The organism is Bradyrhizobium viridifuturi (assembly GCF_001238275.1).
Taxonomy (GTDB): domain Bacteria; phylum Pseudomonadota; class Alphaproteobacteria; order Rhizobiales; family Xanthobacteraceae; genus Bradyrhizobium; species Bradyrhizobium viridifuturi.
Genome location: NZ_LGTB01000052.1, coordinates 31,119 through 52,740, shown reverse-complemented (window position 1 = coordinate 52,740; position 21,622 = coordinate 31,119). Strand labels below are relative to the sequence as shown.

The following is a 21,622-nucleotide window of genomic DNA, read 5'->3' as shown; positions in this document are numbered from 1 at the left end:
ATTGTCGCTCCGCCGCAAATCCGGCATGAAGCTTGTAGTCCACGATCTTGCAGCTCTTTCTGCGTCCGAAACTCAGGTGTGTCCATGAAAGCCATCCTCTGCTCGCAATACTGTCAACCCGACGATCTCGTGCTGGCAGACGTGCCCGATCCGGTGGCCGGACCTGGCGAGGCCGTGATCGCGATCAAGGCGGCGGCGCTGAATTTCTTCGACATCCTGATGATCCAGGGCAAGTACCAGATCAAGCCGCCGTTCCCGTTCTCGCCGGCCGCCGAAGTTGCCGGCGTGATCGAGAGCGTTGGCGCTGGCGTCACCGATCTCAGGGTTGGTGATCGCGTCGTGGCGTCATGCGGCCACAACGGCGCGCGCGACAAGATCGCGCTGCCGGCGAATACGATCGTGAAGATTCCCGACAATCTCGATTACGACCGCGCCGCAGGGATCATCATCATCTACGGCACTGCGCTGCATGCGCTGGAAGATCGCGCCAGCCCGAAGCCCGGCGAAACGCTCGCGGTGCTGGGCGCCGCCGGCGGCACCGGCCTTGCCGCGTGTGAGCTCGGCAAGTTGATGGGCCTCAAGGTGATCGCCTGCGCCTCATCGGACGAGAAGCTCGCATTCGCCAAGCAGCACGGCGCCGAGCTGACGCTGAACTACGCCAAGGAAGATTTGAAAGAGGGCCTGCGCAAGCTGACGAACGGCAAGGGCGCCGACATCGTGTTCGATCCGGTCGGCGGCGCCTATGCCGAGGCCGCGCTGCGCTCGACCGCATGGGAAGGCCGCTTCCTGGTGATCGGCTTTGCCGCCGGCGACATTCCGAAGATTCCGCTCAACCTCGCGCTGCTGAAGGGCTGCGATATCCGCGGCGTGTTCTGGGGCGCGTGGGCGCGGCAGAACCCGGAGAAGAACCGCAAGAACCTCGAGAAGCTCGTGCAGTGGACGGCGGAAGGCAAGATCTCCTCGCATGTCGACCGCACCTTCCCGCTGTCGCAGACCGCTGAAGCGCTGAAGGTGCTCGCCGGCCGCAAGGCGATGGGCAAGGTGATCCTGCATCCGGGCAGCTGAGCGCGGATGGAAGCTAAGTAGCCCGGATGGAGCGAAACGAAATCCGGGCTACGCGTACGCGCGCTTACTCCGCGTCCTCAGGCACGCCGCGCTTCAGCGCCGCTCGTGCGGCTTCGCGATGCTCCGGCGTGATGTGGCTTGCCACCATGCGGATCGCGGTTGCGAGCACCGCGGCATCGTCGGTGAAGCCGAGCACCGGCAGCATGTCCGGAATGAAATCGAACGGCAGGATGAAATAGGCTATCGCGCCGAGCAGCGCGGCCTGGACATGGCGCGGCGTCTGCCGGTCGAAGGCGCAGTAATAGGCGGCCAGCAGTTCCTCGGCGAAAGGCAGCCGCGCCACCACTTTCTTGAACTTGATCCAGAAACGGCGGCGCACGCTTTCGGGGTCCTGCGCCAGCCGGTCGGCAGGCCCAAATCCCACACCATAGTCGGTCGAAGGCATCGCTGGGTTCCTCGGCGCCGGGCGACGTTTGCGCGGCGAACGATGCGAATCTGGGGATGTCGGCCAACCGGCGCAAGGTTGCGGCCGGGTCAATTCGACCCAGCTGCCGTGCGATCGCGTTCATGGCCTTGGCGAGATCGATATCGCGCTTGGTTACCCCGCCGACATCGTGCGTCGCCAGCACGACCTCGACCGTCTTGTAGACGTTTTTCCATTCGGGGTGATGATCGTTCTTCTCGGCAACCAGGGCGGCCCGCGCCATGAAGCCGAAAGCTTCGTTGAAGTCCTTGAACACGAAGGTCTTTGCGATTGCCTCGCGTCCGGCCAGCTCCGACCAGCCGGCGAGTTCCCAGAGCGCAGCCTTCCTTGCTTCCGCTGACAGCTTCTCGACCATGGTAACCCTCCCGTCTGGCGCCGACCTTAGCCTAACAACCGGCCTCCGGGTGGGATCCATGCCGAAATTAAGGCCGAAATCGCGTCCTATCGCCGCTGGTAACCATGACGGAGATGTAACATCTGTCCGTTCAGTAATTTGCTACAAATAGAGGATGTATCCCCGTTGGTAGTTTGCGAAATTGAGCCCAGACGATTGTTTGCGAGATCGATGATCCCAGGCCGATGACAGACGGCTCCGCCAGCATATCGCCCAAGCCGTTGCGCTCCGCAAAGCGCCGGCTGATGTTCGTTTTGATCGCGGGCGCGCTCGCCATCATCGGCGCGCTGATCGCCGGCTACTATTTCGCGGTGCGTCCGGTGACGCTCAAGATCGCGGTCGGTCCTGCGAACAGCGATGACCTCAAGGTCGTGCAGGCGCTGGCGCAGGCCTTCAACAACCAGCAGCACACCCAGGTCAAACTCCGACCGGTGCAGACCGACGGCGCCACCGCCAGCGCGCAGACGCTGGCCGACGGCAAGGCCGATCTCGCCATCATCCGCGGCGACCTCGAGGTGCCGAAGAATGCGCAGGCGGTCGCGACCTTGCGCAAGAATGTCGTGGTGATGTGGGTTCCGCCGGCAAAGGGCAAGGTTCGCAAGTCCGCCAGGATCACCAAGATCGCGCAGCTGGCCGGCCGCAAGATCGGCGTGGTCGGCCGCACCCCGGCCAATGTCAATCTGCTGAAGCTGATCCTGCAGCAATATGGCGTCGATCCGATGAAGGTCGAGATCGTGCAATTCCCGGCCAATGAGGCGCCGGACGCGATCAAGAACCTCAAGGCCGACGCCTATCTTGCCGTCGGTCCGGCCAACAGCAAGCTCACGATCGACGCCATCACGGCATCGACCAGGGACGGCGGCGAGCCGACCTTCCTTCCGATCGACGCGTCCGAGGCGATCGCGCAAAACCATCCGGCCTATGAGGCCGCGGAGATCCCCGCCGGCTCGCTCGGCTCGGCCGACCGTCCCGACGACGAGGTGAAGACGATCAGCTTCTCGCACCACATCGTCGCGCGAAAGGGCCTGTCGGACTCGACGGTCGCAGCCTTCACCCGGCAATTGTTCGCGATCCGGCAATCGCTGAAGAACGACTTCCCGCTTGCCGCCAAGATCGAGACGCCCGACACCGACAAGGACGCCACCATCCCGGTGCATCCCGGCGCCGCCGCCTTCGTCGACGGCGAAGAGAAGACCTTCCTCGACCGCTACAGCGATTACATCTGGTGGAGCCTGATGGCGTTCTCGGCGATGGGCTCGGCCGGCGCGTGGTTCGCCGGCTATCTCAAGCAGGACGAGCGCAACACCAACACTTCGCAGCGCGAACGCCTGCTCGAGATGCTGAAGGCCGCGCGGCAGAGCGATTCGACCGAAGAGCTCGACCAGCTGCAGGCGGAGGCTGACGACATCCTGCGCCACACGCTGGACTGCTTCGAGCACGGCGCGATCGAGGAAGGCACGCTGACCGCGTTCAACATCGCGCTCGAGCAGTTCCACAACGCCGTCGCCGACCGCAAGGCGTTGCTGCTGAGCATGCCGCAGAATCTGCAGCGGGCTGCGTCGCAGTTCCGCGCGGCAGGAACGGCATAGGTCTTCCCACCTCCGCTGCTTTGTTGTCCGCGAACGGTCTCTCTCCGTTCCCTTCCCCTTGCAGGGTCACGCGCGAGGCAGGCGCGCTGCCAAAATATCGAAAACAACCCCATGCAAAGCACCCGGCAGTGGCCGGCGCTCGACCAGGCGCCACAGGCGATCGCTCTGCCCGCAAGCGGAAGGAGTTTGACGACCGAGCTCACCTGACGAGCCCGCTCGCTTCCCCCTGTAATCTCTCCGTCATGGAATTTTTCTAGGTATTGGCGGACCCGCGGCGCATTGTCGCTGCGCCCTGAGGAGGCCCCCATGACGATCCGGTTTTCGCGAAATCTCACCCGCCGACGCTTTCTCTCGACCGCGGCTGCGGCCGGTGCCGGCGTGATCGCGATGCCTTACCTGTCGCGCGCTGCCGATCGCCCCGTGATCACCCACGGCGTGCAGTCCGGCGATGTCGGCGTCGACGGCGGCGTGGTGTGGGCGCGTGCCGACCGGCCGTCCCAGATGATGGTCGAGGTCGCCACCACGGAATCGTTCAAGGACGCCCGCGCGCTGCCACCGATCACGGCGCTGCCGGAGAGCGACTTCACCGCCAAGATGCTGCTGGAGAATCTGCCCTCCGGCCAGGACATCTTCTATCGCGTCCGCTTCCGCGACCTCGCCCATATCGACGTTGTCGGCGAGCCGGTGGTCGGCCGCTTCCGCACCGCGCCGAGCGACCGCCGCGATGTCTCCTTCGTGTGGGGCGGCGACGTCGCCGGCCAGGGCTGGGGCATCAACCCCGACGACGGCGGCATGATCACCTTCGCCGCGATGAAGAAGCACAATCCGGATTTCCTGCTGCATTCCGGCGACACCATCTACGCCGACGGCGTGATCCCGTCCGAGGTGAAGCTCCCCGACGGCAAGATCTGGAAGAACATCACGATCCCGGAGAAGGCCAAGGTCGCCGAGACGCTCGACGAATACCGCGCCGCGCATAAATACAATTTCCTCGATAGCAACCTGCGCGCCTTCAATGCCGAGGTGCCGATCTTCGTGCAGTGGGACGATCACGAGGTGACCAACAACTGGTCGCTGTCGAAGCAGCTGCCGGCGGCCTACAAGGAGCGCGACATCACTGTGCTCGCCGCGCGCGCGGCCAAGGCCTTCCACGAGATGTATCCGATGCGCGAGAGCATCGTCGAGCCGGGCCGGGTCTATCGCACGCTGAGCTATGGTCCGCATCTCGACGTGTTCATGCTCGACGAGCGCAGCTATCGCGGCCCCAATGGTCCGAACCTGCAGGAAAAATATGGCCCCGACGCCTATTTCCTCGGGCCGGACCAGATGGCCTGGCTGAAGCGCGCGCTGCTCAACTCGCGCGCCACCTGGAAGGTGATCGCCTCGGACATGCCGCTGTCGCTGATCGTCTATGACGACGCCGCCAACAAGAAGGGCTCGGAAGCGTTCGCGCAGGGCGACGGCCCGGCGCGCGGCCGCGAGCTCGAGATCGCCGACATCCTGCGCTTCATCAAGACCGCGGGGATCGTCAACACGGTGTGGCTGACCGCCGACGTGCACTACGCGGCCGCGCACTACTACAATCCGAACAAGGCCCAGTTCCAGGAGTTCGACCCATTCTGGGAATTCGTCTCGGGCCCGTTGCACGCCGGCACGTTCGGTCCGAACGAGCTCGACAACACGTTTGGTCCCGAGGTGAAATTCGTCAAGGCGCCGGGCGATGCCAACCAGAACCTGCCGCCGTCGGCCGGCATGCAGTTCTTCGGCCACGTCAAGATCGACGGCAAGAGCGGACAGATGACGGTGAGCCTGCGCGATCGCGTCGACGCCGAACTGTGGGCGATCACGCTCGATCCGAAGCCGGTGTAGCCGGCCGCCGCCGCGACGGAACCGGACGGCGCCCCTGGCGTGAGGCAAGGGCGTCGCGATTGGCGGGGGATGGACGCGATCTGCCTCTTCCGGTACCGATGACAGAGCCGTTATGCTGGGGGCCCGGAGGGGCGGAGCATGAGGCGCTGCGAATCCATTCGCGTGCTCGGTGGCATCGTCGCGGGGCTTCGGCCTCGCCGTCTGCTTGTTGTTGCGATAGCGGTGATCGCGCTGCTGCCGATCGACATCAGCGAGGCCGGCTGGCTGCCTGATCTCTTCAAGAGCTCACCCAAGCACGTCAAGCCGCCCAAGCGCGCGAAATCGGCAAGGCAATCGACAAGGCCGGCCAAACTGGCAAGGCACCGCGCACCGCCGAAGCTCCACACCACCCGGCTTGCTGCCCTTGGGCCGGTCGCGCTGCCGCCTTCCGTGCTCAAGCCGTCCGCAGGCAAATGCGATCCCGCGACCTTCCGGATCGTTCTCGACGTCGGACATACCGCGGAATCGGAAGGCGCGATCAGCGCCCGCAATGTTGCCGAGTTCGCCTTCAACCTGCGCCTTGCGCGGCAGATCGAGGAGAGGCTGAAGACCGAAGGCTTTGCCGAAACCAGGCTGCTTCTGACCGAGGGCAAGGCGAGACCCAGCCTGTTCAGGCGGGTCGCGAGCGCCAACAATCTGCGCGCGGATCTGCTGCTGTCGATCCACCACGATTCCGTGCCCAACAAGATGCTCGAGGACTGGGAATTCGAGGGCAAGAAAAGCCACTTCAGCGACCGCTTCAGCGGCTACTCCGTATTCGTCTCCCGGGAGAACCCGGACTTCGAGACGAGTCTGCGGTTCGCCGAACTGGTCGCCGGCGAAATGAAGGCCCAGGGGCTTCGCTATGCCGAGCAATACAGCCAGGCGATCATGGGCCGCGACCAGCATCCGCTGCTGAACAAGGAAACCGGCGTCTACAGCTACGATGAGCTGATCGTGCTGAGAAAGACCGCGATGCCCGCGGTCCTGCTGGAGGCGGGCTCGATCATCAACCGGGACGAAGAGCTCAAAATGGGCTCGCCAGAGCGCCGCAACAGCATCGCCGGCGGCGTCGCTTCGGCCGTGAAGGAATTCTGCGACCCGCGATGGGCGCTGTTCGGTCCGCTCTGACGGCCGGGCGATCGGCACTTGCCCGCTCAGCCCGGCTTGCCCGCCTTGAGCTCGTAGAGCTTGGCCAGCGCCTGTTCGAACTTGGCGTTGAACAGCCACATCGCATCGAGGATTTCGCGGAAGGTCGCAGATGATTTGGCCCGGTCGGCACGGCCGAAGGCGAAGACGCTGTTGTTGCGCAGATACCCCATGATCCTGGGATCGGAAATCCTGTAGCCGACGAGATTGCCCGACTTCAGCGCGGCCTTGGTCGGGCTGGGAATGATCTGGATCAGCTCGAAGAGCTTCATTTGATCGATTGGATCGGGCAGCGCCTTTGCGATCGCCGGGACCTGCGGGAAGACATCTGCATGTGCGTTCATGAGCGCATCGCGCACCGCGGTCCAGTGATTGAACCGATGGTCGAGATTGCCGGCCCGGGCTTCCTCCCTGTCGTCGCGACGGTTTAGTGCCGGATCGAGGGCTGCAATCGATCCCTTGATGGCGGCCCACTTCTTCTGGCCGTTGCGATCTTCGGACGGGCCGGTCTGCAGGCTCCCCTTGTAGGTGTTCGACCGCGCATTTCCCGCATTCTGCTTGCCGTTCGTCTCGGCAAAGAACAGCCCGAGGCTGATGCGGCCCGCGGTGGCGGCGCCAGTCGCATCGAGCCCCTTCGCGCGCGCAATCACCGTCGCCAGGTCGACCACGTCCTTGAATGGCGTATCGGATGTTTGCGCACCGGCGGGCGGCGCCTCCATGACGTCGAACAGCTTCCGGTACTCGTCGAGCAGCGGCTCGTTGTCGGCGTCGAAATAGGCCGGCGGGATTCCCAGCCTGCTGGGCCTTCCGATCCGCGACGGCAGCGCATCGGTGAGATCCTTGTAGGCGCTCATCATCTCGACGCGGGCCAGATAGATCGCCTGGCCCGGCAGGTTCGGTAGCGGCTGCCCGGCATCGATCTGCGCGCGCCGCTGGCGCAGGATCGAGATGAAATTCTTCAGCGCATTGTCATAGGCCTTGAGCGCGGCTGCTTGCTCGCTCGTGAGCGCGGCCGGTTCAGCGATGGCTGGACCCGTCGCAACCGGCGCAAGCAGCAACCCGAGAGAGAGCGCCGCTGCGCGCGCAGCGGCAGACATCCTGATCGCCATCCTGATTGCCATGACGGCTTCCCGAGGCCTGTTCGTCACCGAATCCGACATCTCGGATCGTAGACCGCGAGGCCGAAGCCCGGCAATCGGTCAAAGCTCGTTTCTCAGCGCAGCTTCGAGCGTCTCGCTCGAACACGGTTTGGACAGCCGCGGCTTGCCGGCGAGCGATTCCGGCAGTCTGATGTCCGCGCCGTAGCCCGTGATGAAAGCGAAAGGCACTTTCAGGGCATCGAGCCGCTCGGCGATCACGAACGTCTTCTCGCCCCTGACGAGGCCGACGTCGAGCAGCGCGAAATCCGGCGCGCGTTCGGCGATCAATTCAAGCGCACGGGCGACATTCGCAGCGGTGCGCACCGTCCGGGCGCCGAAGCCGAGGATGGTGTCCTCGAAATAGAGCGAGATGATCGGATCGTCCTCGACCACAAGGACATCACCGGGCATGCCGGAATTGGGGGCGGATTCCATTGCTCAGGGTCCATTTCTTCGATGATGGATGAGAGACCGGAATCAGTCCGGCCGGATGGCCCGCGACCGGCGCCCGAAAGCACGCCGGCTGTTCCCGAGATGAAACCCACCACATCGCGAGCTGCCGCGTCTGTTCACTAGTGAACATAAAAGCTGGAACTTTTTCAGTATGGTCCGCGTTGGGTTTTCAGGATTTTCCAATGATTGCAAAACGGACCGATTTGGCCGGTACGAGCGACCGGCCGTTCAACAATCTCTTGCGCCGGCTCAATGCCGTCGACTACGAGCTGATCGCGCCGCATCTTGCGGTGGTCGAGGCCGCGGCCGGCGACCTGCTCTACAATCCCGGCGACGACGTCCAGATCGTGCATTTCCCATGCGGGCCGAGCCTTGCGTCCTACATGGTGCCCAACGAAGACGGGCGCGATGTCGAGACCATCCTGGTCGGCCGCGAGGGCGCGGTCGGCGGCATCGTCAGCCAGGGCTTCCTGCCGGCGTACACGCGCATCACCGTCAAGTTCGGTGGGCCGTTCGCGCGGCTGCCGATCAGCAAGCTCGACGCCGCCAAGCTGAAGTCGATCTCGGTGCGCAACATCTTCGCGCGCTACGCCGACTGCATGCTGGCGCAGATCTTCCAGTCGACCGCCTGCAACGCGATCCATTCGATCGAGCAGCGCGCCGCGAAATGGATCATCTCGGCGATGGAGCGCACCAACGGCAATGGCGTGGTGCCGCTGACGCATGAGCAGCTCTCGACCTTGCTCGGCGTCGGCCGCAGCTACACCAGCCGGGTGATCCAGAACTTCAAGGCCGAAGGCGTGCTGGATACCCGCCGCGGCGCGATCGTGATCCGCGACCCCGACAGGCTCAAGCTGCGCTCCTGCATGTGCAACGAGGCGGTGAAGGATCACTTCGAGGAAGTGCTGCGCGGCGTCTATCCAAGCGAGGACAACCCCGCGAATTGACGCCGCCGCCGACCTCTTCCCGTAAGAACGGGGAGAGGGAGAACAGCTACCGCGCGGATCAGCTATCGCGGACCGCGAAAATCACGCTACACTCGCCCGATGAGTGGGGCTGAACTTCACGCGATTTTCGACGTTGCAGCATGGGGCGCGGCCGCGGTCGCCATGTGGTGGCTGTCGCGCATACGCGGCCTGCAATTCCCGCGGCAATCCTTCGAGCTGACCTATATCGCCGCGTTGGTGTTCGGCGCCGGCATCGGCGCCTACATCTTCGGCACGCTGAACCTGTGGTTCTCGGGCATGCCCGGCATCGCCCGCTCGGTCGAGGGCGCACTGGCCGGCGGCATCGTCGCGATCGAGCTCTACAAATGGCTGCACGGCATTTCGCTGCGCACCGGGGCGCGGTTCGCGCTGCCGCTTGCGATCGGCGTCGCGATCGGTCGGCTCGGCTGCTATTTCGCAGGGCTGGAGGATTTCACCTATGGCACGCCGACCACGCTGCCCTGGGGCCACGATTTCGGCGACGGCGTCCTGCGCCATCCGGTGCAGCTCTATGAAAGCCTGGCGATGGCGGCGTTCGCGGTCTTCTACGTCTGGGCCGTATTGAACCGCAACGCCGCTGTGATCACCAATGGATTCTACCTCGTGCTGTTCTTCTACGGCCTGCAGCGCTTCGTATGGGAGTTCATCAAGCCCTACGGCGCGCTGATCGGCCCATTCTCGCTGTTCCACCTGCTGTCGCTGTTTGTCATGGTCTATGCCGCCGTCATGCTCGCGACGGCGCCGAATGTGAGTGTGAAGCATGAACGCGCCGCTGCGTAAGGCCCGCCCCTACATCTTCTGGGGCCAGACCCAGTCGCTCTGCGAGACCTGCCTGACCCTGGTGCCGACCAAGATCCAGATATCGGGCAACGAGGTCTGGTACGAGAAGCGCTGCAAGCAGCACGGCGTGCAGTCGACGCTGGTCTCGACCGATTCGGCCTATTGGCGGCTGTGCAAGGATTTCATCAAGCCGGGCGACCGGCCGCTCGCCTTCCAGCGCCACACCGAATTCGGCTGCCCCTATGATTGCGGGCTGTGCCCGGACCACGAGCAGCATTCCTGCCTGGCGCTGATCGAGATCACCGAGCACTGCAACCTGACCTGCCCGGTGTGCTTTGCGGATTCCTCGCCGGCGCGCACCAGCTTCACGCCGCTGGCCAAGATCGAGAAGATGCTGGACGCGCTGGTAGCAAGCGAGGGCGAGCCCGACCTGGTGCAGATCTCCGGCGGCGAGCCGACGCTGCATCCGGATTTCTTCGCGATCCTGGATGCGGTGCGCGCCCGGCCGATCCGCCATGTCATGATCAACACCAACGGCCTTAGAATCGCGCGCGAACGGAGTTCGTGGCGAAGCTCGCCGCGAACAAGCGTGGGCTGGAGGTCTATCTGCAGTTCGATTCGCTCACGCGCGAGGCGCTGGTCAACCTGCGCGGCGCCGACTTGCGCAAGATCCGCCAGCAGGCGCTGGAGAATCTCGAGCACCACGGCGTCTCGACCACGCTGGTCGCGACCATCAAGCGCGGCGTCAACGATGCCGAGATCGGCGACATCGTCCGCCATGCGCTGACCTGGAAGTGCGTCCGCGGCGTCACGCTGCAGCCGGTGCAGGACGCCGGCCGCAACCAGAATTTCGACAAGAACACCGACCGCATCATGCTGTCGGAGATCCGCCAGCGCGTGATCGAGACCGGGGTGTTCGGCGACAAGGACATGATCCCGCTGCCGTGCAATCCCGAGAGCATCTCGATCGGCTACGGCCTGCGCAACGCCGACAAGGTGTTGCCGCTGACCTCGCTGATCCCGCAGGAGCAGCTTGTCGCCGTGATGCCGAACACGATCAGCCCCGAGAAATATCCGGTGTTGCGCGAAAAATTCGTCGACCTGTTCTCGCTGTCGTCGGGCCCGCTCAACACCTCGGAGCGGGTCTGCGAATTGCTGTGCTGCCTGCCGAGCTTCGAAGTGCCGGAAGGCCTCTCCTACGAGAACGTGTTCCGCGTCACCATCGTGCAGTTTCTCGATCGCTCCAATTTCTGCGTCGGCAACGTCAAGCGCAGCTGCATTCACTTCGTCACCGAGAGCGGCGCGATCATCCCGTTCGACACCTACAATCTGTTCTACCGTGACGGAAAGATCGACGGCATCCGCGCGGGCCTCGCCGGCCAGACCTATCGCGAGGCGCGCCTGACGGAGGAGACGCCGAGGTGAGCGATACCAGCGCGCCCCCTCCGCCTCCGTCCCGCCCACCGGAGCAGCGCAACGGCTGCGTGACGGCGCTGATGATCGTCGCCGGCATCATTCTGTTGCTGCCCGGTCTCTGCGCGCTGATCTTCGTGTTCGCCGGCGTTGCCAAGACGGCGTCCGATGACCTTCAGGTCGTCGCCGCGTGCCTGCTGGTGGCGTGCTTCGGCGTGGCCCTGATCTGGTGGGCCATCCGCAGGCCTGCGTCCTAGGGACGGCCGGCATCGCGAACCGACTGGTGGACCCACAGCCATGAGCGAGACCAATCCCCCTTCCGTGCCGCCTGCACCAGCGCAGCCGCCCGACGTGCACCTCCCTCCGCCGCTCCCGCCACAACGCGGCGGCTGCGCGACCGCCTTCATGGCGCTGTTCGGGGTGCTCCTGCTGCTGCCCGGGCTCTGCGCCCTCCTGTTCGGGTTCGGCGTCCTGAGCGAGTCGAAAACCGATCCCTCCATCCTGTTCCTGATCCTGCTCGGGCTCGCGGTTTGCTTTGCCGGCGTGATGCTGATCCGTGCCGCGATCAAGGGCGATCGGTAACGGACAAATTTGCAGCCCATGAACACGCCGCCCGAGCCGCCGACGAATCCTCCTACAGCTGCGGAAGGCTGCCTGTCGATGTTGATGTTCCTGGCCGGCATAGTCCTGCTGCTTCCCGCGGCCTGCGCGCTATTGGGTCTCGGGCGCGGCGGGTTCGATTCGTCCTTCATCGGCTTTTGGCTCGCCGTCTCCGCGATTGGCTTCGTTGGCGCCTGGCTGATCTGGCTCGCGACGCGCCCCCGAAGTCAGTAGACGGACAATGGTCATGGGCAATTCCGACTCGCCGCCGTCGAACGGGCCACCACGCAACGGCTGCCTGACCGCGTTCATGCTGGTGGTGGGGATCCTCCTGCTGATCCCGGGCGTGCTGTGCGTCATCGTCAGCGTCGCGATGGGGCCCGGAGCCAACGTTAATCCCGTCACCATCATCGTGATCTGCCTGGCCTTTGCCGGGTTGACCTTGATCATCCAGGCGCTTTCCCGGAAATGACGCCGGATTCGGCCCCAAAAAGCCGCTCAAAACCGGCTTCCGGAACCAAAATCAGCCCTCCAAACGGCCAATAAACCGTTGTTTTTTGGCGTTTTCTGACTATATTGCGCCGCAACGCACGAGGTGCCCGGTCCTGAGACCGGGCTTCCTTTTTGGGGTGATGCGTCCCCGTCAAATTTCTTGGGTATGAGCGTGATCCGGGCCCCTGATGGGCCACGCGAGCGAGCGGCCGGCCAAACTGGTTCGGCGAGATCGCGCATCTGACCATTGCACGACCAGAAGAAGAGCCATGAACCTTCGCAACGTCGCCATCATCGCCCACGTCGACCACGGCAAGACCACCCTCGTCGACCGCCTGCTGCAGCAATCCGGCACCTTCCGTGAGAACCAGAAGGTCACCGAACGCGCCATGGACTCCAACGACCTGGAGCGCGAGCGCGGCATCACCATCCTGGCCAAGGCGGCCTCGGTGCAGTGGAAGGACATCCGCGTCAACATCGTCGACACCCCCGGCCACGCCGATTTCGGCGGTGAGGTCGAGCGCATCCTCAACATGGTGGACGGCGCGCTGGTGCTGGTCGACGCCGCCGAGGGTCCGCTGCCGCAGACCAAGTTCGTGGTCTCGAAGGCGCTCAAGATCGGCCTGAAGCCGATCGTCGTGATCAACAAGGTCGACCGTCCCGACGCGCGTCCGACCGAAGTCATCAACGAGGTGTTCGACCTGTTCGCGGCGCTCGACGCCAGCGAGGAGCAGCTCGACTTCCCGATCCTGTACGGGTCGGCCAAGCAGGGCTGGATGGCGGAGAGCCCGGAGGGTCCGAAGGACCTCGGCATGCAGCCGCTGTTCGATCTGATCGTGCGCCATGTCGAGCCGCCGAAGGTCGAGGAAGGTCCGTTCCGGATGATCGGCACCATCCTCGAGGCCAACCCCTATCTCGGCCGCATCATCACCGGCCGCATCTCCTCCGGCTCGATCAAGCCGAACCAGCAGGTCAAGGTGCTGTCCGCCGACGGCAAGCTGATCGAAACCGGCCGCCTGACCAAGATCCTCGCCTTCCGCGGCCTCGAGCGCACCCCGCTCGAGGAGGCCGAGGCCGGCGACATCGTTGCGATCGCGGGCCTCACCAAGGGCACCGTCGCCGACACCTTCTGCGATCCCTCGGTCGAGACCCCGCTGCCGGCGCAGCCGATCGATCCGCCGACCGTGTCGATGTCGTTCATCGTCAACAACTCGCCGCTCGCCGGCACCGAAGGCGACAAGGTGACCTCGCGCATGATCCGCGACCGCCTGATGCGCGAGGCCGAGGGCAATGTCGCGCTGCGCGTCGTCGAGGCCGCCGACAAGGATTCGATGGAAGTCTCCGGCCGCGGCGAACTGCAGCTCGCGATCCTGATCGAGACCATGCGCCGCGAGGGTTTTGAGCTCTCGGTGTCGCGCCCGCGCGTCGTGCTGCAGAAGGACGAGGCGACCGGCAATTGGCAGGAGCCGATCGAGGAAGTCGTGATCGACGTCGACGAGGAGCATTCCGGTGTCGTCGTGCAGAAGATGAGCGAGCGCAAGGCCGAGATGATCGAGATGCGCCCGTCCGGCGGCAACCGCCTGCGGCTGGTGTTCTACGCGCCGACCCGTGGCCTGATCGGCTACCAGGGCGAACTGCTCACCGACACCCGCGGCACCGCGATCATGAACCGTATCTTCCACGGCTATGCCGCCTACAAGGGCGAGATCCAGGGCCGCCGCAACGGCGTGCTGATCTCGAACGACCAGGGCGAAGCGGTGGCCTATGCGATGTTCAAGCTGGAAGACCGCGGCCCGATGATGATCGAGCCGGGCTGGAAGGTCTACAAGGGCATGATCGTCGGCGAGCACACCCGCGACAACGATCTCGAGATCAACGTGCTGAAGGGCAAGCAGCTCACCAACATCCGCACCACCTCGAAGGACGAAGCGGTGCGCCTGACGCCGCCGATCCGGATGACGCTGGAAAAGGCGCTGGCCTATATCGAGGACGACGAGCTCGTCGAGGTGACGCCGAAGTCGATCCGGCTGCGCAAGAAGCATCTCGATCCGAACGACCGCAAGCGCGCTGAAAAGGCCAAGGAAGCTGTGGCGTAAGCCATCGCGTAAACCAAACTGTCATGCCCCGGCTCGACCGGGGCATCTAGTACGCTGCGGCCTATCGGTTCAATCACAGCTGTCTCCTGGAATACTGGATCACCCGCCTTCGCGGGTGATGACAGTTATGCGTGTGTTGACTTTAGACGCTTCTCCAGACGTGCTAGAGCCGCGACATGAGTTCCCTTCCCTCCACGGTCGATGTTGCCATCATCGGCGCCGGCGCCGCAGGCCTCGGCGCCGCGCATGCGCTGAGGGGCACCGGCCTCTCCACCATCGTGCTGGAAGCCCGCGACCGGCTCGGCGGCCGGGCTCATACGATCCAGGCCGCGCCTGACGTGGTGTTCGACGTCGGCTGCGGCTGGCTGCACTCGGCCGACCAGAACAGCTTTGTCGGCATCGCCCGGCAACTCGGCTTCGAGCTCAACAAGGACCTGCCGCCGTGGCGCGAGCGCGCCTATGGCAAGGCGTTCCCGCAGGCCGACCGCGATGCGTTCATGCTTGCGCTCGACGAGTTCTACGATCGCATCGAAGAGGCGGCGCGCGGCGGCAAGGACGGTTCAGCCGATCGCTACCTCGAGCCCGGCAACCGCTGGAACCCGATGATCGATGCGATCTCGACCTATGTGAACGGCTGCGAGCTCGACCAACTCTCGATTCTCGATTTCGACGCCTATGAGGACAGCAACGTCAATTGGCGCGTCAGGCGCGGCTATGGCTCGCTGATCGAGGCCTATGGTCAGCAAGTGTCTGTCGCGCTGAACTGCGAGGTGAGGCTGATCGATCACTCCGCCAAGCGCGTCCGCATCGAGACGTCGCGCGGCACACTCGAAGCGGACAAAGTGATCGTCACCGTGCCGACCAACCTGATCGCCGACGCGGCGATCCGCTTCTCGCCGGCGCTTCCGGAAAAACTCGATGCCGCCCGCGGCCTGCCGCTCGGCCTCGCCGACAAGGTGACCTTGGCGCTCGCCGAGCCCGAGGCGCTGCCGAAGGAAGGCAATCTGCGCGGCGCCACCATGCGCACCGAGATGGGCACCTACCACATCCGCCCGTTCGGCCAGCCCTGCATCGAGGGCTTTTTCGGCGGCCGTTTTGCGCAAGCGCTCGAGGATGCCGGCGACGGCGCCATCGCCGCGCACAGCATTGACGAGATCGTCTCCTTCCTCGGCAATGATTTCCGCCGCAAGCTGAAGCCGCTCAGCGAGTCCCGCTGGGCCCACGACCCGTTCGCCCGCGGCTCCTATTCCCACGCGCTGCCCGGCCACGCCGACAAGCGCGCCGTGCTCGCAGCCCCGGTCGACGGCCGGCTGTTCTTCGCCGGCGAGGCGACGTCGCCGCACTTCTTCTCGACCGCGCATGGCGCGCGGGACAGCGGCGAGAGAGCAGCGAGGGAAGTGTTGGCTGTCGTAGCGAGCAAGTAGCCGCATCGTCATTGCGAGCGGAGCGAAGCTATCCATCGCGCCGCGTAACGGATGGAGTGGATTGCTTCGTCGCTTCGCTCCTCGCAATGACGGGGAAACTACTCCAGCACCCTCGCCCGCATATCCGTGTCCGGCACGAAACACGTCTCGTACTTGCCGAAGATTTTGTAGCGATTGCGGGCGACGAGGCTGTAGACGGCGTCGCGCAGCGGTTTCGGCACTGCGAACAGCACGCGCGTCCAGCCCCAGCCGGGGAGATGGCTCAGCACCGTCAGCGCGGCGTCCGACTTCATCCAGGCGATGCCGCCATGGACCACGGCGTTGGTGTCGGGATCCTCCGGGTCGATGCCGAAGGTTTTTGCCAGCCGCGTGCCGTAGTCGGACTGGATCGGCGTGAAGCGGAAGCGGCGCGCCGTGTCACGGTCGACGACGAAGCGGACCCAGCGCGAGCAGAAGATGCAGACGCCGTCGTAGAGGATCACGTCGTCGTCGGGCCAGCTCGTCATCTTGATTCCCTTCGACGCGTTTTCTTCACGCGAACCGGTTGCCACTTCGCTTGAAAACGCTATCGGTTATCCAATGTCAGCAGCGCGACCAGCATCAGCACGATCGCGGGTCCGGTCTTCACCAGCGCGCCGAGCGGCTCGATCCAGAGATCGGGCGTCAGGACCGCCGATCCCGCCATGTAGCCGAGCGAGGCAATGATGCCGGCGACAAGACCGAACGCCGCGGTGCGGCGGATCGCGATCAGCACGCCGATGCTCATGTCCATCAGGCTGGTCAGTACCGTCACCGGCCCGACCAGGGCGGGCGGGAAGTGATGCGCGCTCAGGATGCCGGCGGCGGCGTCATAGGAGATCACCAGCGAGATGAAGCCGGAGGCGACCCAGAACAGCACGAGGCTCGCGAAGATCAGCGCCTTGATCAGGAACAGCCGCGCGAACCATTTGTCCTGGATGGTCGCGGGTCGGCCGCCGATCGCCTGCGCGATCGTCTTCGGCACGATGCCAGCCGCTGCCATCCAGGCCGTGGGATCGCCGGTGACGCCGCGGCGCAGCTCGGCAATCGCATTGGAGCGCATCGGCGGCATCCAGCCGAGGCGGCTCGTGAGATCGCCGAGACGGGCGCCGAGATCGATCAGGAACGACGGCGAGGCGATACGGAATTGCTTCGCCGTGCCGAACGACCAGCGGAATTGGGCGATGACGCCGCCGAGCGAGACCGGCTGCTTCTGCATCAGATCCCAGCTCACCGAGCGCACCGCTTCGTCGTCGATGTCGCGCGAGGCAAGCCAGGCGATGGTCGCGGCGATATCCTCGACTGCAACCGGCTGGAATGGCGTAGCGGCCTCGTCGGCCGGCAAATCCACCGGCAGCGCCGCCAACGCGCGCAGCATGGCGCTGCCGCCATAGGCCGACGGCGCGATGACAAAGCCCGGGCGCAGGATCGCATGGGCGATCCCCGATGCCGCGATCAGCCGTTCGGCTTCGCGCTTGGTGGTGCTGAAGGCGGTGCGATCCTGATCGGCGCTGCCGGGAATCGAAATATGCACCAGACGGATGGCGCGATGGCTGTCGCGGATCGCTTCCAGCAGTCGCGCCACGAAGTCGCGATGCACCGCGCTTGTGTCGCTGCCCGGACCGTCCTGCAGCACGCCGAGGCAATTGACGACGACGTCGGCCTCGTGGCTGCGAAGCAGCTGCGTCAGCTCAGCGACATCCATCGCCATCACGGGCAGCTCGAGATCGGCTGCGCTCATCTTTTGGGCAGCCGTGAATTGCCGCGCGATCCCGATCGCGTGAAAGCCGCGCGCCCTGAGATCGTCGGTGACATAGCGTCCGATCAGGCCCGACGCGCCGAGCACGAGGATATTGTGTGATGCGCCGTCACTCATGAATTGGATCATGCGTTAGAATGGTTTTGCGATCATCAGCCAGAGGATGATCATCACCGAGCCGAAGCCGGGAATCCCGAACAGGAACCAGCGGCGAAACAGCGCAGTGTAGCGCGGCGGTAGCGGCAGACCCTTGTCGGCCGCCGCCTGTGCGAGGTCGCGCATCTCCATCTGCATGAAAACAACGGGAACCCAGAACACGCCGGCCAGCGCGTAAAGCGCAAGCGACAGCAACAGCCAGCGCTCGGTGATGCTGGTTGCCGACAGCAACATCAGCAGCGCCCCGCTCACCGGCTGCAGCAGCACCGCGCTCAGGGTGAAGATCATGTCCGCGACCACGACCGTCGACACCGTGCGCGCGATGAAGGACGGACTTTGCGTGCGATGCGCCGCCAGCATGAAGAAGGCGATCCCGCTCCCGGTGCCGAGGATCACGATGGCGCCGAGCACATGCAGATATTTGATCAGGAAATAGAGCGTCATCACAGTCCGCTCGCGATCGGGCCGGTTTCGGCACGCACAAATGCCGCCGCTGCCATAGGCCGTGCGCGCGCAAAAATCCACTGCGGCTGCGCACCCGGAGTACCCACATCGCGCTTGGATCGCAGGCCAAATCCTGGCGGCGAATCAGCCCCGGATGAGCCATTTCCAAGCGACGGCACTGTCATATTGCGTGCGCGATTCACACTTTGCACAGGGCCGAACCGGCGATCGGTCGTCTGAACCCGGCAAGTGTCCTCTTTCGGAACAAGTTTTCATCACACTGATGCAAAAAACCCACAGGTTAACCGATAATTAACGATGGACCTTGAAGGCGGCCCGCTGACTTGCTTTGATTGGCTGTATGAGCACAACGCTAATCGAGGTCCGGCCAGCCAAAGCTGCAGACGCAGCCTCGGTGGCGTCTACCCATGACGAAGCCTGGCGCTCGGCGTATCAGGGCATCATCCCCGGCGCCGAACTCGAAAAGCTGATCAATCGCCGTGGCCCGCAGTGGTGGGACAGCGCCATCCGCAAGGGCAGCCGCGTCAGCGTGCTGGTGTTCGGCGACAGGATCGCGGGCTATGCCAATTACGGCCGCAACCGCGCCCGCAGTCTGCATTTCGAAGGCGAGATCTACGAGCTCTATCTGCGGCCGGAATTCCAGGGCCTCGGCTTCGGCCGGCGCCTGTTCGCCGCAGCCCGCCGCGACCTGATGCAGAGCGGCCTGAAGAGCATGGTGATCTGGGCGCTCTCCGACAACGAGCCGGCGACCGAGTTTTATCGCGCGCTGGGCGGCCGGATGGTGGCGCGCTCCTCGGAACGGTTCGGGCCGAAGTCGCTCGACAAGGTCGCTTTCGCCTGGGCCAACTGAAAATCCTGCTTCTCTCGCAGCTGCAGCAAGGCTAAACCAGCCTCTAGCGCTGCGCGCGACGGCCAGCCCGGCCCCACGGCCGGGCCTGATGCCGTTTGCGGCCTGGCGGCGCCAACCAAAAAATCACATCGTTCTCAACTTCCAAAAGGCCACGCGGAGCAATCCATGCGTATCGACGCCATATCGATCGGAAAAAATCCGCCACACGACGTCAACGTCATCATCGAGGTTGCCGTCGGCGGCGAGCCCATCAAGTACGAGATGGACAAGGAGGCCGGCACGCTGGTGGTGGACCGCTTCCTCTATACGCCGATGCGCTATCCCGGCAATTACGGCTTCATCCCGCACACGCTGTCGGGCGACGGCGATCCCTGCGACGTGCTGATCGTCAACACCCGCGCGATCGTGCCGGGCGCCGTGATGAGCGTGCGCGTGGTCGGCGTCCTCCTGATGGAGGACGAGGCCGGCGGCGACGAGAAGATCATCGCGGTGCCGTCATCGAAGCTGACCCAGCGCTACGACAAGGTGCAGAACTACAGCGACCTGCCCGACATCACGCTGCAGCAGATCCAGCACTTCTTCGAGCACTACAAGGATCTCGAAAAGGGCAAGTGGGTGAAGGTGCTGCGCTGGGGCGACGCCGACGAAGCCCGCAAGCTGATCCTCGAAGGCATCGAACGCGCGAAGAAGAAGTGACGGGCTAAGGTCCTGCCGCCTCCTCCGTCATTGCGAGGAGCGTAGCGACGAAGCAATCCATGGTCCGCGAACGCCGCGCGATGGATTGCTTCGCGGAGCCTGTCATCGGGCGCGCGTCCGCGCGACCGTTGGCTCGCAATGACGACTTCGAGATTCTCCCGCGAACTTACACCGCCGGCGCCGGCAGGCCCGCGATCGCGCAGGCGGCGCGCAGCGTGTTGACCAGAAGGCATGCCACCGTCATCTGTCCGACGCCACCGGGCACCGGCGTGATCGCGCCGGCGACGCCGAGCGCTTCCTGGAATGCGACGTCGCCGACCAGCTTCGGCTTGCCGCCGGGCACCGGAATGCGGTTGATGCCGACATCGATCACGGTCGCGCCCGGCTTGATCCAGTCGCCGCGCACCATCTCGGGCCTGCCGACCGCGGCATAGACCAGATCGGCCTGGGCGCAGAGCTTGGGCAGATCGCGCGAACGCGAATGCGCGATCGTCACCGTCGCGTTCTCGTTCAGCAGCAACTGCACCAGCGGGCGGCCGACCAGATTGGAGCGGCCGATCACGATCGCGTTCATGCCCTCGAGCGAGGCATGCACGCTCTTGGTCAGGATGATGCAGCCGAGCGGCGTGCAGGGCGACAGCGCGGCAAGGCCGCCGGCGAGCCGGCCGGCATTGTTCGGATGCAGGCCGTCGACGTCCTTGGCCGGATCGATCGCATTGATGATGGTCTCGGTGTGCAGCGATTTCGGCAGCGGCAGCTGCACCAGGATGCCGTGCACCATGGGGTCGCGGTTGAGCCGCGCGATCAGCGCCAGCAGATCGGCCTGCGACACATCCTCCGGCAACTTGTGCTCGAACGAAGCCATGCCGGCGGCCTGGGTCTGAGTGTGCTTGCTGCGGACATAGACCTCGCTCGCGGGATCGTGGCCGACCAGCACGACGGCGAGCCCCGGCGTGAGCGCATGGTCGCGCTTGACCCGGGCGACCTCGTCGGCGACGCGGGCGCGGAGCTCTGCGGCGATGGCTTTTCCGTCGATGATGCGGGCAGTCATGTCAGTCCTTCGTGTCTTGATTCGGCCCGGTCGCAGTCAATTTCTTCAAGGTGTCGCCAAGCTGCCTCGGATCGCCATCGACCGCCACCTGCTTCAGCCGCGAAGTGGCCCCCGACAGCAGCTTCACCCTGGCCTTGGGTACGCCGAGCGCCTTCGCCAATAACTCCGTCACCGCCCGGTTGGCCTCACCGCCCTCGGCGATGGCGCGAACCCGCACCTTCACCACCGAACGGCCGTTGGCCAGCGTCTCGATCCCGTCGATGTCGTCGCGGCCGCCGCGCGGCGTCACGCGCAACGCGATGCTGATGCCCTCGGTGGAATAGCGCCAAGGATCCATCAGCAATCCATCAGCAGCGGTCCATCGCCAGGGATCAGATCACGTTGGGATAGATGTAATAGGCGATCACCCGCTGGATGAACATGATGATCAGGATCACGATGATCGGCGAGATATCGAGACCGCCCAGATTCGGCATCACATTGCGAATCGGCCGCAGCACCGGCTCGGTGATCCGGTACAGGAACTCGGCCACCGCCGAGACGAATTGATTGCGCGTGTTGACCACGTTGAAGGCGACCAGCCAGGACAGGATGGCGGAGGCGATCAGAAGCCAGACATAGAGGTCGAGGACGATGATGACGATGTCGAGAACAGCGCGCATATGATGGGGGCTCG

23 protein-coding genes and 2 pseudogenes are annotated in these 21,622 nt (G+C 64.6%); 15 read left to right on the top strand and 10 right to left on the bottom strand.

The window, feature by feature from the left end; translation table 11 throughout:
- Nucleotides 1-84 precede the first annotated feature (84 nt).
- The gene (locus ALC15_RS35515; protein WP_050631306.1) at nucleotides 85-1,065 is read left to right on the top strand and encodes an NADPH:quinone oxidoreductase family protein; all 981 of its coding nucleotides are present in this window, start codon (nucleotides 85-87) and stop codon (nucleotides 1,063-1,065) included.
- A 64-nt stretch (nucleotides 1,066-1,129) separates the two neighbouring features.
- Here ALC15_RS35515 and ALC15_RS35510 read toward each other — a convergent pair whose 3' ends face one another.
- Both ALC15_RS35510 and ALC15_RS42445 read right to left on the bottom strand, forming a co-directional pair.
- Nucleotides 1,130-1,510: a YkvA family protein gene (locus tag ALC15_RS35510; RefSeq protein WP_050631305.1), complete on the bottom strand. Its 381-nt coding sequence runs from the start codon at nucleotides 1,508-1,510 to the stop codon at nucleotides 1,130-1,132.
- A 100-nt stretch (nucleotides 1,511-1,610) separates the two neighbouring features.
- A pseudogene (locus ALC15_RS42445) lies at nucleotides 1,611-1,904 on the bottom strand (4a-hydroxytetrahydrobiopterin dehydratase); the annotation flags it as partial.
- A gap of 224 nt (nucleotides 1,905-2,128) precedes the next feature.
- Here ALC15_RS42445 and ALC15_RS35500 point away from each other — a divergent pair.
- The 3 genes from ALC15_RS35500 (at nucleotide 2,129) to ALC15_RS35490 (ending at nucleotide 6,550) form a co-directional block, all read left to right on the top strand.
- Nucleotides 2,129-3,532, top strand: a complete 1,404-nt coding sequence (locus ALC15_RS35500; protein WP_244486396.1) for a TAXI family TRAP transporter solute-binding subunit — start codon at nucleotides 2,129-2,131, stop codon at nucleotides 3,530-3,532.
- Between the two features lie 306 nt (nucleotides 3,533-3,838).
- Nucleotides 3,839-5,401, top strand: coding sequence for an alkaline phosphatase D family protein (locus tag ALC15_RS35495; RefSeq protein ID WP_050631303.1), 1,563 nt, complete (start codon nucleotides 3,839-3,841; stop codon nucleotides 5,399-5,401).
- 138 nt (nucleotides 5,402-5,539) lie between these two features.
- Nucleotides 5,540-6,550, top strand: a complete 1,011-nt coding sequence (locus ALC15_RS35490; RefSeq protein ID WP_094194317.1) for an N-acetylmuramoyl-L-alanine amidase family protein — start codon at nucleotides 5,540-5,542, stop codon at nucleotides 6,548-6,550.
- A 26-nt stretch (nucleotides 6,551-6,576) separates the two neighbouring features.
- On the opposite strand, the gene ALC15_RS35485 is transcribed toward ALC15_RS35490, so the two are convergent.
- Nucleotides 6,577-7,677, bottom strand: a complete 1,101-nt coding sequence (locus ALC15_RS35485; RefSeq protein ID WP_050631322.1) for a hypothetical protein — start codon at nucleotides 7,675-7,677, stop codon at nucleotides 6,577-6,579.
- Nucleotides 7,678-7,767: 90 nt separating this feature from the next.
- The gene (locus ALC15_RS35480; protein WP_050631302.1) at nucleotides 7,768-8,142 is read right to left on the bottom strand and encodes a response regulator; all 375 of its coding nucleotides are present in this window, start codon (nucleotides 8,140-8,142) and stop codon (nucleotides 7,768-7,770) included.
- A 200-nt stretch (nucleotides 8,143-8,342) separates the two neighbouring features.
- Here ALC15_RS35480 and ALC15_RS35475 point away from each other — a divergent pair, with 200 nt between their 5' ends.
- The 9 genes and pseudogenes from ALC15_RS35475 to ALC15_RS35435 all read left to right on the top strand — a co-directional run bounded on the left by ALC15_RS35475 (nucleotide 8,343) and on the right by ALC15_RS35435 (nucleotide 15,951).
- Nucleotides 8,343-9,107, top strand: a complete 765-nt coding sequence (locus tag ALC15_RS35475; protein ID WP_050631301.1) for a Crp/Fnr family transcriptional regulator — start codon at nucleotides 8,343-8,345, stop codon at nucleotides 9,105-9,107.
- A 99-nt stretch (nucleotides 9,108-9,206) separates the two neighbouring features.
- Entirely contained in the window at nucleotides 9,207-9,926 is a 720-nt protein-coding gene (locus ALC15_RS35470) for a prolipoprotein diacylglyceryl transferase (RefSeq protein WP_050631300.1), read from the top strand.
- Nucleotides 9,907-11,351, top strand: a pseudogene (locus ALC15_RS35465) (radical SAM protein). The gene ALC15_RS35470 and the pseudogene ALC15_RS35465 overlap by 20 nt, the downstream one beginning before the upstream one ends.
- Complete coding sequence (locus tag ALC15_RS35460) at nucleotides 11,348-11,596, top strand: hypothetical protein (protein WP_050631299.1); 249 nt, start codon at nucleotides 11,348-11,350, stop codon at nucleotides 11,594-11,596. Before ALC15_RS35465 ends, ALC15_RS35460 begins: the two are co-directional and overlap by 4 nt.
- Before the next feature lie 40 nt (nucleotides 11,597-11,636).
- Entirely contained in the window at nucleotides 11,637-11,921 is a 285-nt protein-coding gene (locus tag ALC15_RS35455; RefSeq protein ID WP_050631298.1) for a hypothetical protein, read from the top strand.
- Between the two features lie 18 nt (nucleotides 11,922-11,939).
- A complete protein-coding gene (locus tag ALC15_RS35450; RefSeq protein ID WP_050631297.1) occupies nucleotides 11,940-12,173 on the top strand; it encodes a hypothetical protein in 234 nt (77 codons plus the stop codon).
- Nucleotides 12,174-12,186: 13 nt separating this feature from the next.
- Nucleotides 12,187-12,411: a hypothetical protein gene (locus ALC15_RS35445; RefSeq protein ID WP_050631321.1), complete on the top strand. Its 225-nt coding sequence runs from the start codon at nucleotides 12,187-12,189 to the stop codon at nucleotides 12,409-12,411.
- A 289-nt stretch (nucleotides 12,412-12,700) separates the two neighbouring features.
- Nucleotides 12,701-14,527 (top strand): translational GTPase TypA, encoded by a 1,827-nt coding sequence (typA, locus tag ALC15_RS35440; RefSeq protein WP_050631296.1) that lies wholly within the window; start codon nucleotides 12,701-12,703, stop codon nucleotides 14,525-14,527.
- Nucleotides 14,528-14,703: 176 nt separating this feature from the next.
- Nucleotides 14,704-15,951 (top strand): flavin monoamine oxidase family protein, encoded by a 1,248-nt coding sequence (locus ALC15_RS35435; protein WP_050631295.1) that lies wholly within the window; start codon nucleotides 14,704-14,706, stop codon nucleotides 15,949-15,951.
- 98 nt (nucleotides 15,952-16,049) lie between these two features.
- On the opposite strand, the gene ALC15_RS35430 is transcribed toward ALC15_RS35435, so the two are convergent.
- Genes ALC15_RS35430 through ALC15_RS35420 form a run of 3 tightly spaced genes read right to left on the bottom strand, consistent with a single transcriptional unit; the run spans nucleotide 16,050 to nucleotide 18,328 of the window.
- On the bottom strand, nucleotides 16,050-16,457 hold the full coding sequence (locus ALC15_RS35430) for a thiol-disulfide oxidoreductase DCC family protein (protein ID WP_050631320.1): 408 nt from the start codon (nucleotides 16,455-16,457) through the stop codon (nucleotides 16,050-16,052).
- A 59-nt stretch (nucleotides 16,458-16,516) separates the two neighbouring features.
- Nucleotides 16,517-17,845, bottom strand: a complete 1,329-nt coding sequence (locus ALC15_RS35425) for an SDR family oxidoreductase (protein WP_050631319.1) — start codon at nucleotides 17,843-17,845, stop codon at nucleotides 16,517-16,519.
- Nucleotides 17,846-17,860: 15 nt separating this feature from the next.
- Nucleotides 17,861-18,328 (bottom strand): DUF2269 family protein, encoded by a 468-nt coding sequence (locus tag ALC15_RS35420; RefSeq protein ID WP_050631294.1) that lies wholly within the window; start codon nucleotides 18,326-18,328, stop codon nucleotides 17,861-17,863.
- A gap of 361 nt (nucleotides 18,329-18,689) precedes the next feature.
- Between ALC15_RS35420 and ALC15_RS35415 the strand changes: the two genes are divergently transcribed.
- Nucleotides 18,690-19,199: a GNAT family N-acetyltransferase gene (locus ALC15_RS35415; protein ID WP_021078234.1), complete on the top strand. Its 510-nt coding sequence runs from the start codon at nucleotides 18,690-18,692 to the stop codon at nucleotides 19,197-19,199.
- A gap of 165 nt (nucleotides 19,200-19,364) precedes the next feature.
- Nucleotides 19,365-19,895 carry an inorganic diphosphatase gene (gene ppa, locus ALC15_RS35410; RefSeq protein ID WP_016847249.1) on the top strand — a complete coding sequence of 177 codons (531 nt, stop codon included), beginning with the start codon at nucleotides 19,365-19,367 and terminating at the stop codon, nucleotides 19,893-19,895.
- Nucleotides 19,896-20,061: 166 nt separating this feature from the next.
- Here ppa and folD read toward each other — a convergent pair whose 3' ends face one another.
- The 3 genes from folD to ALC15_RS35395 are packed head-to-tail and all read right to left on the bottom strand — an operon-like array spanning nucleotide 20,062 to nucleotide 21,608.
- Nucleotides 20,062-20,946 carry a bifunctional methylenetetrahydrofolate dehydrogenase/methenyltetrahydrofolate cyclohydrolase FolD gene (gene folD, locus ALC15_RS35405; protein WP_050631293.1) on the bottom strand — a complete coding sequence of 295 codons (885 nt, stop codon included), beginning with the start codon at nucleotides 20,944-20,946 and terminating at the stop codon, nucleotides 20,062-20,064.
- A gap of 1 nt (nucleotide 20,947) precedes the next feature.
- A complete protein-coding gene (locus tag ALC15_RS35400) occupies nucleotides 20,948-21,283 on the bottom strand; it encodes a DUF167 domain-containing protein (RefSeq protein ID WP_094194316.1) in 336 nt (111 codons plus the stop codon).
- A gap of 34 nt (nucleotides 21,284-21,317) precedes the next feature.
- Nucleotides 21,318-21,608, bottom strand: a complete 291-nt coding sequence (locus ALC15_RS35395) for a YggT family protein (RefSeq protein ID WP_021078230.1) — start codon at nucleotides 21,606-21,608, stop codon at nucleotides 21,318-21,320.
- Between the last annotated feature and the right edge of the window lie 14 nt (nucleotides 21,609-21,622).

Coding starts and splice junctions, on each gene's coding strand:
- ALC15_RS35515 (WP_050631306.1), top strand. CDS start 85: ATGAAAGCCATCCTCTGCTCGCAATACTGTCAACCCGACGATCTCGTG.
- ALC15_RS35510 (WP_050631305.1), bottom strand. CDS start 1,510: ATGCCTTCGACCGACTATGGTGTGGGATTTGGGCCTGCCGACCGGCTG.
- ALC15_RS35500 (WP_244486396.1), top strand. CDS start 2,129: ATGACAGACGGCTCCGCCAGCATATCGCCCAAGCCGTTGCGCTCCGCA.
- ALC15_RS35495 (WP_050631303.1), top strand. CDS start 3,839: ATGACGATCCGGTTTTCGCGAAATCTCACCCGCCGACGCTTTCTCTCG.
- ALC15_RS35490 (WP_094194317.1), top strand. CDS start 5,540: ATGAGGCGCTGCGAATCCATTCGCGTGCTCGGTGGCATCGTCGCGGGG.
- ALC15_RS35485 (WP_050631322.1), bottom strand. CDS start 7,677: ATGGCGATCAGGATGTCTGCCGCTGCGCGCGCAGCGGCGCTCTCTCTC.
- ALC15_RS35480 (WP_050631302.1), bottom strand. CDS start 8,142: ATGGAATCCGCCCCCAATTCCGGCATGCCCGGTGATGTCCTTGTGGTC.
- ALC15_RS35475 (WP_050631301.1), top strand. CDS start 8,343: ATGATTGCAAAACGGACCGATTTGGCCGGTACGAGCGACCGGCCGTTC.
- ALC15_RS35470 (WP_050631300.1), top strand. CDS start 9,207: ATGAGTGGGGCTGAACTTCACGCGATTTTCGACGTTGCAGCATGGGGC.
- ALC15_RS35455 (WP_050631298.1), top strand. CDS start 11,637: ATGAGCGAGACCAATCCCCCTTCCGTGCCGCCTGCACCAGCGCAGCCG.
- ALC15_RS35450 (WP_050631297.1), top strand. CDS start 11,940: ATGAACACGCCGCCCGAGCCGCCGACGAATCCTCCTACAGCTGCGGAA.
- ALC15_RS35445 (WP_050631321.1), top strand. CDS start 12,187: ATGGGCAATTCCGACTCGCCGCCGTCGAACGGGCCACCACGCAACGGC.
- typA (WP_050631296.1), top strand. CDS start 12,701: ATGAACCTTCGCAACGTCGCCATCATCGCCCACGTCGACCACGGCAAG.
- ALC15_RS35435 (WP_050631295.1), top strand. CDS start 14,704: ATGAGTTCCCTTCCCTCCACGGTCGATGTTGCCATCATCGGCGCCGGC.
- ALC15_RS35430 (WP_050631320.1), bottom strand. CDS start 16,457: ATGACGAGCTGGCCCGACGACGACGTGATCCTCTACGACGGCGTCTGC.
- ALC15_RS35425 (WP_050631319.1), bottom strand. CDS start 17,845: ATGAGTGACGGCGCATCACACAATATCCTCGTGCTCGGCGCGTCGGGC.
- ALC15_RS35420 (WP_050631294.1), bottom strand. CDS start 18,328: ATGACGCTCTATTTCCTGATCAAATATCTGCATGTGCTCGGCGCCATC.
- ALC15_RS35415 (WP_021078234.1), top strand. CDS start 18,690: ATGAGCACAACGCTAATCGAGGTCCGGCCAGCCAAAGCTGCAGACGCA.
- ppa (WP_016847249.1), top strand. CDS start 19,365: ATGCGTATCGACGCCATATCGATCGGAAAAAATCCGCCACACGACGTC.
- folD (WP_050631293.1), bottom strand. CDS start 20,946: ATGACTGCCCGCATCATCGACGGAAAAGCCATCGCCGCAGAGCTCCGC.
- ALC15_RS35400 (WP_094194316.1), bottom strand. CDS start 21,283: ATGGATCCTTGGCGCTATTCCACCGAGGGCATCAGCATCGCGTTGCGC.
- ALC15_RS35395 (WP_021078230.1), bottom strand. CDS start 21,608: ATGCGCGCTGTTCTCGACATCGTCATCATCGTCCTCGACCTCTATGTC.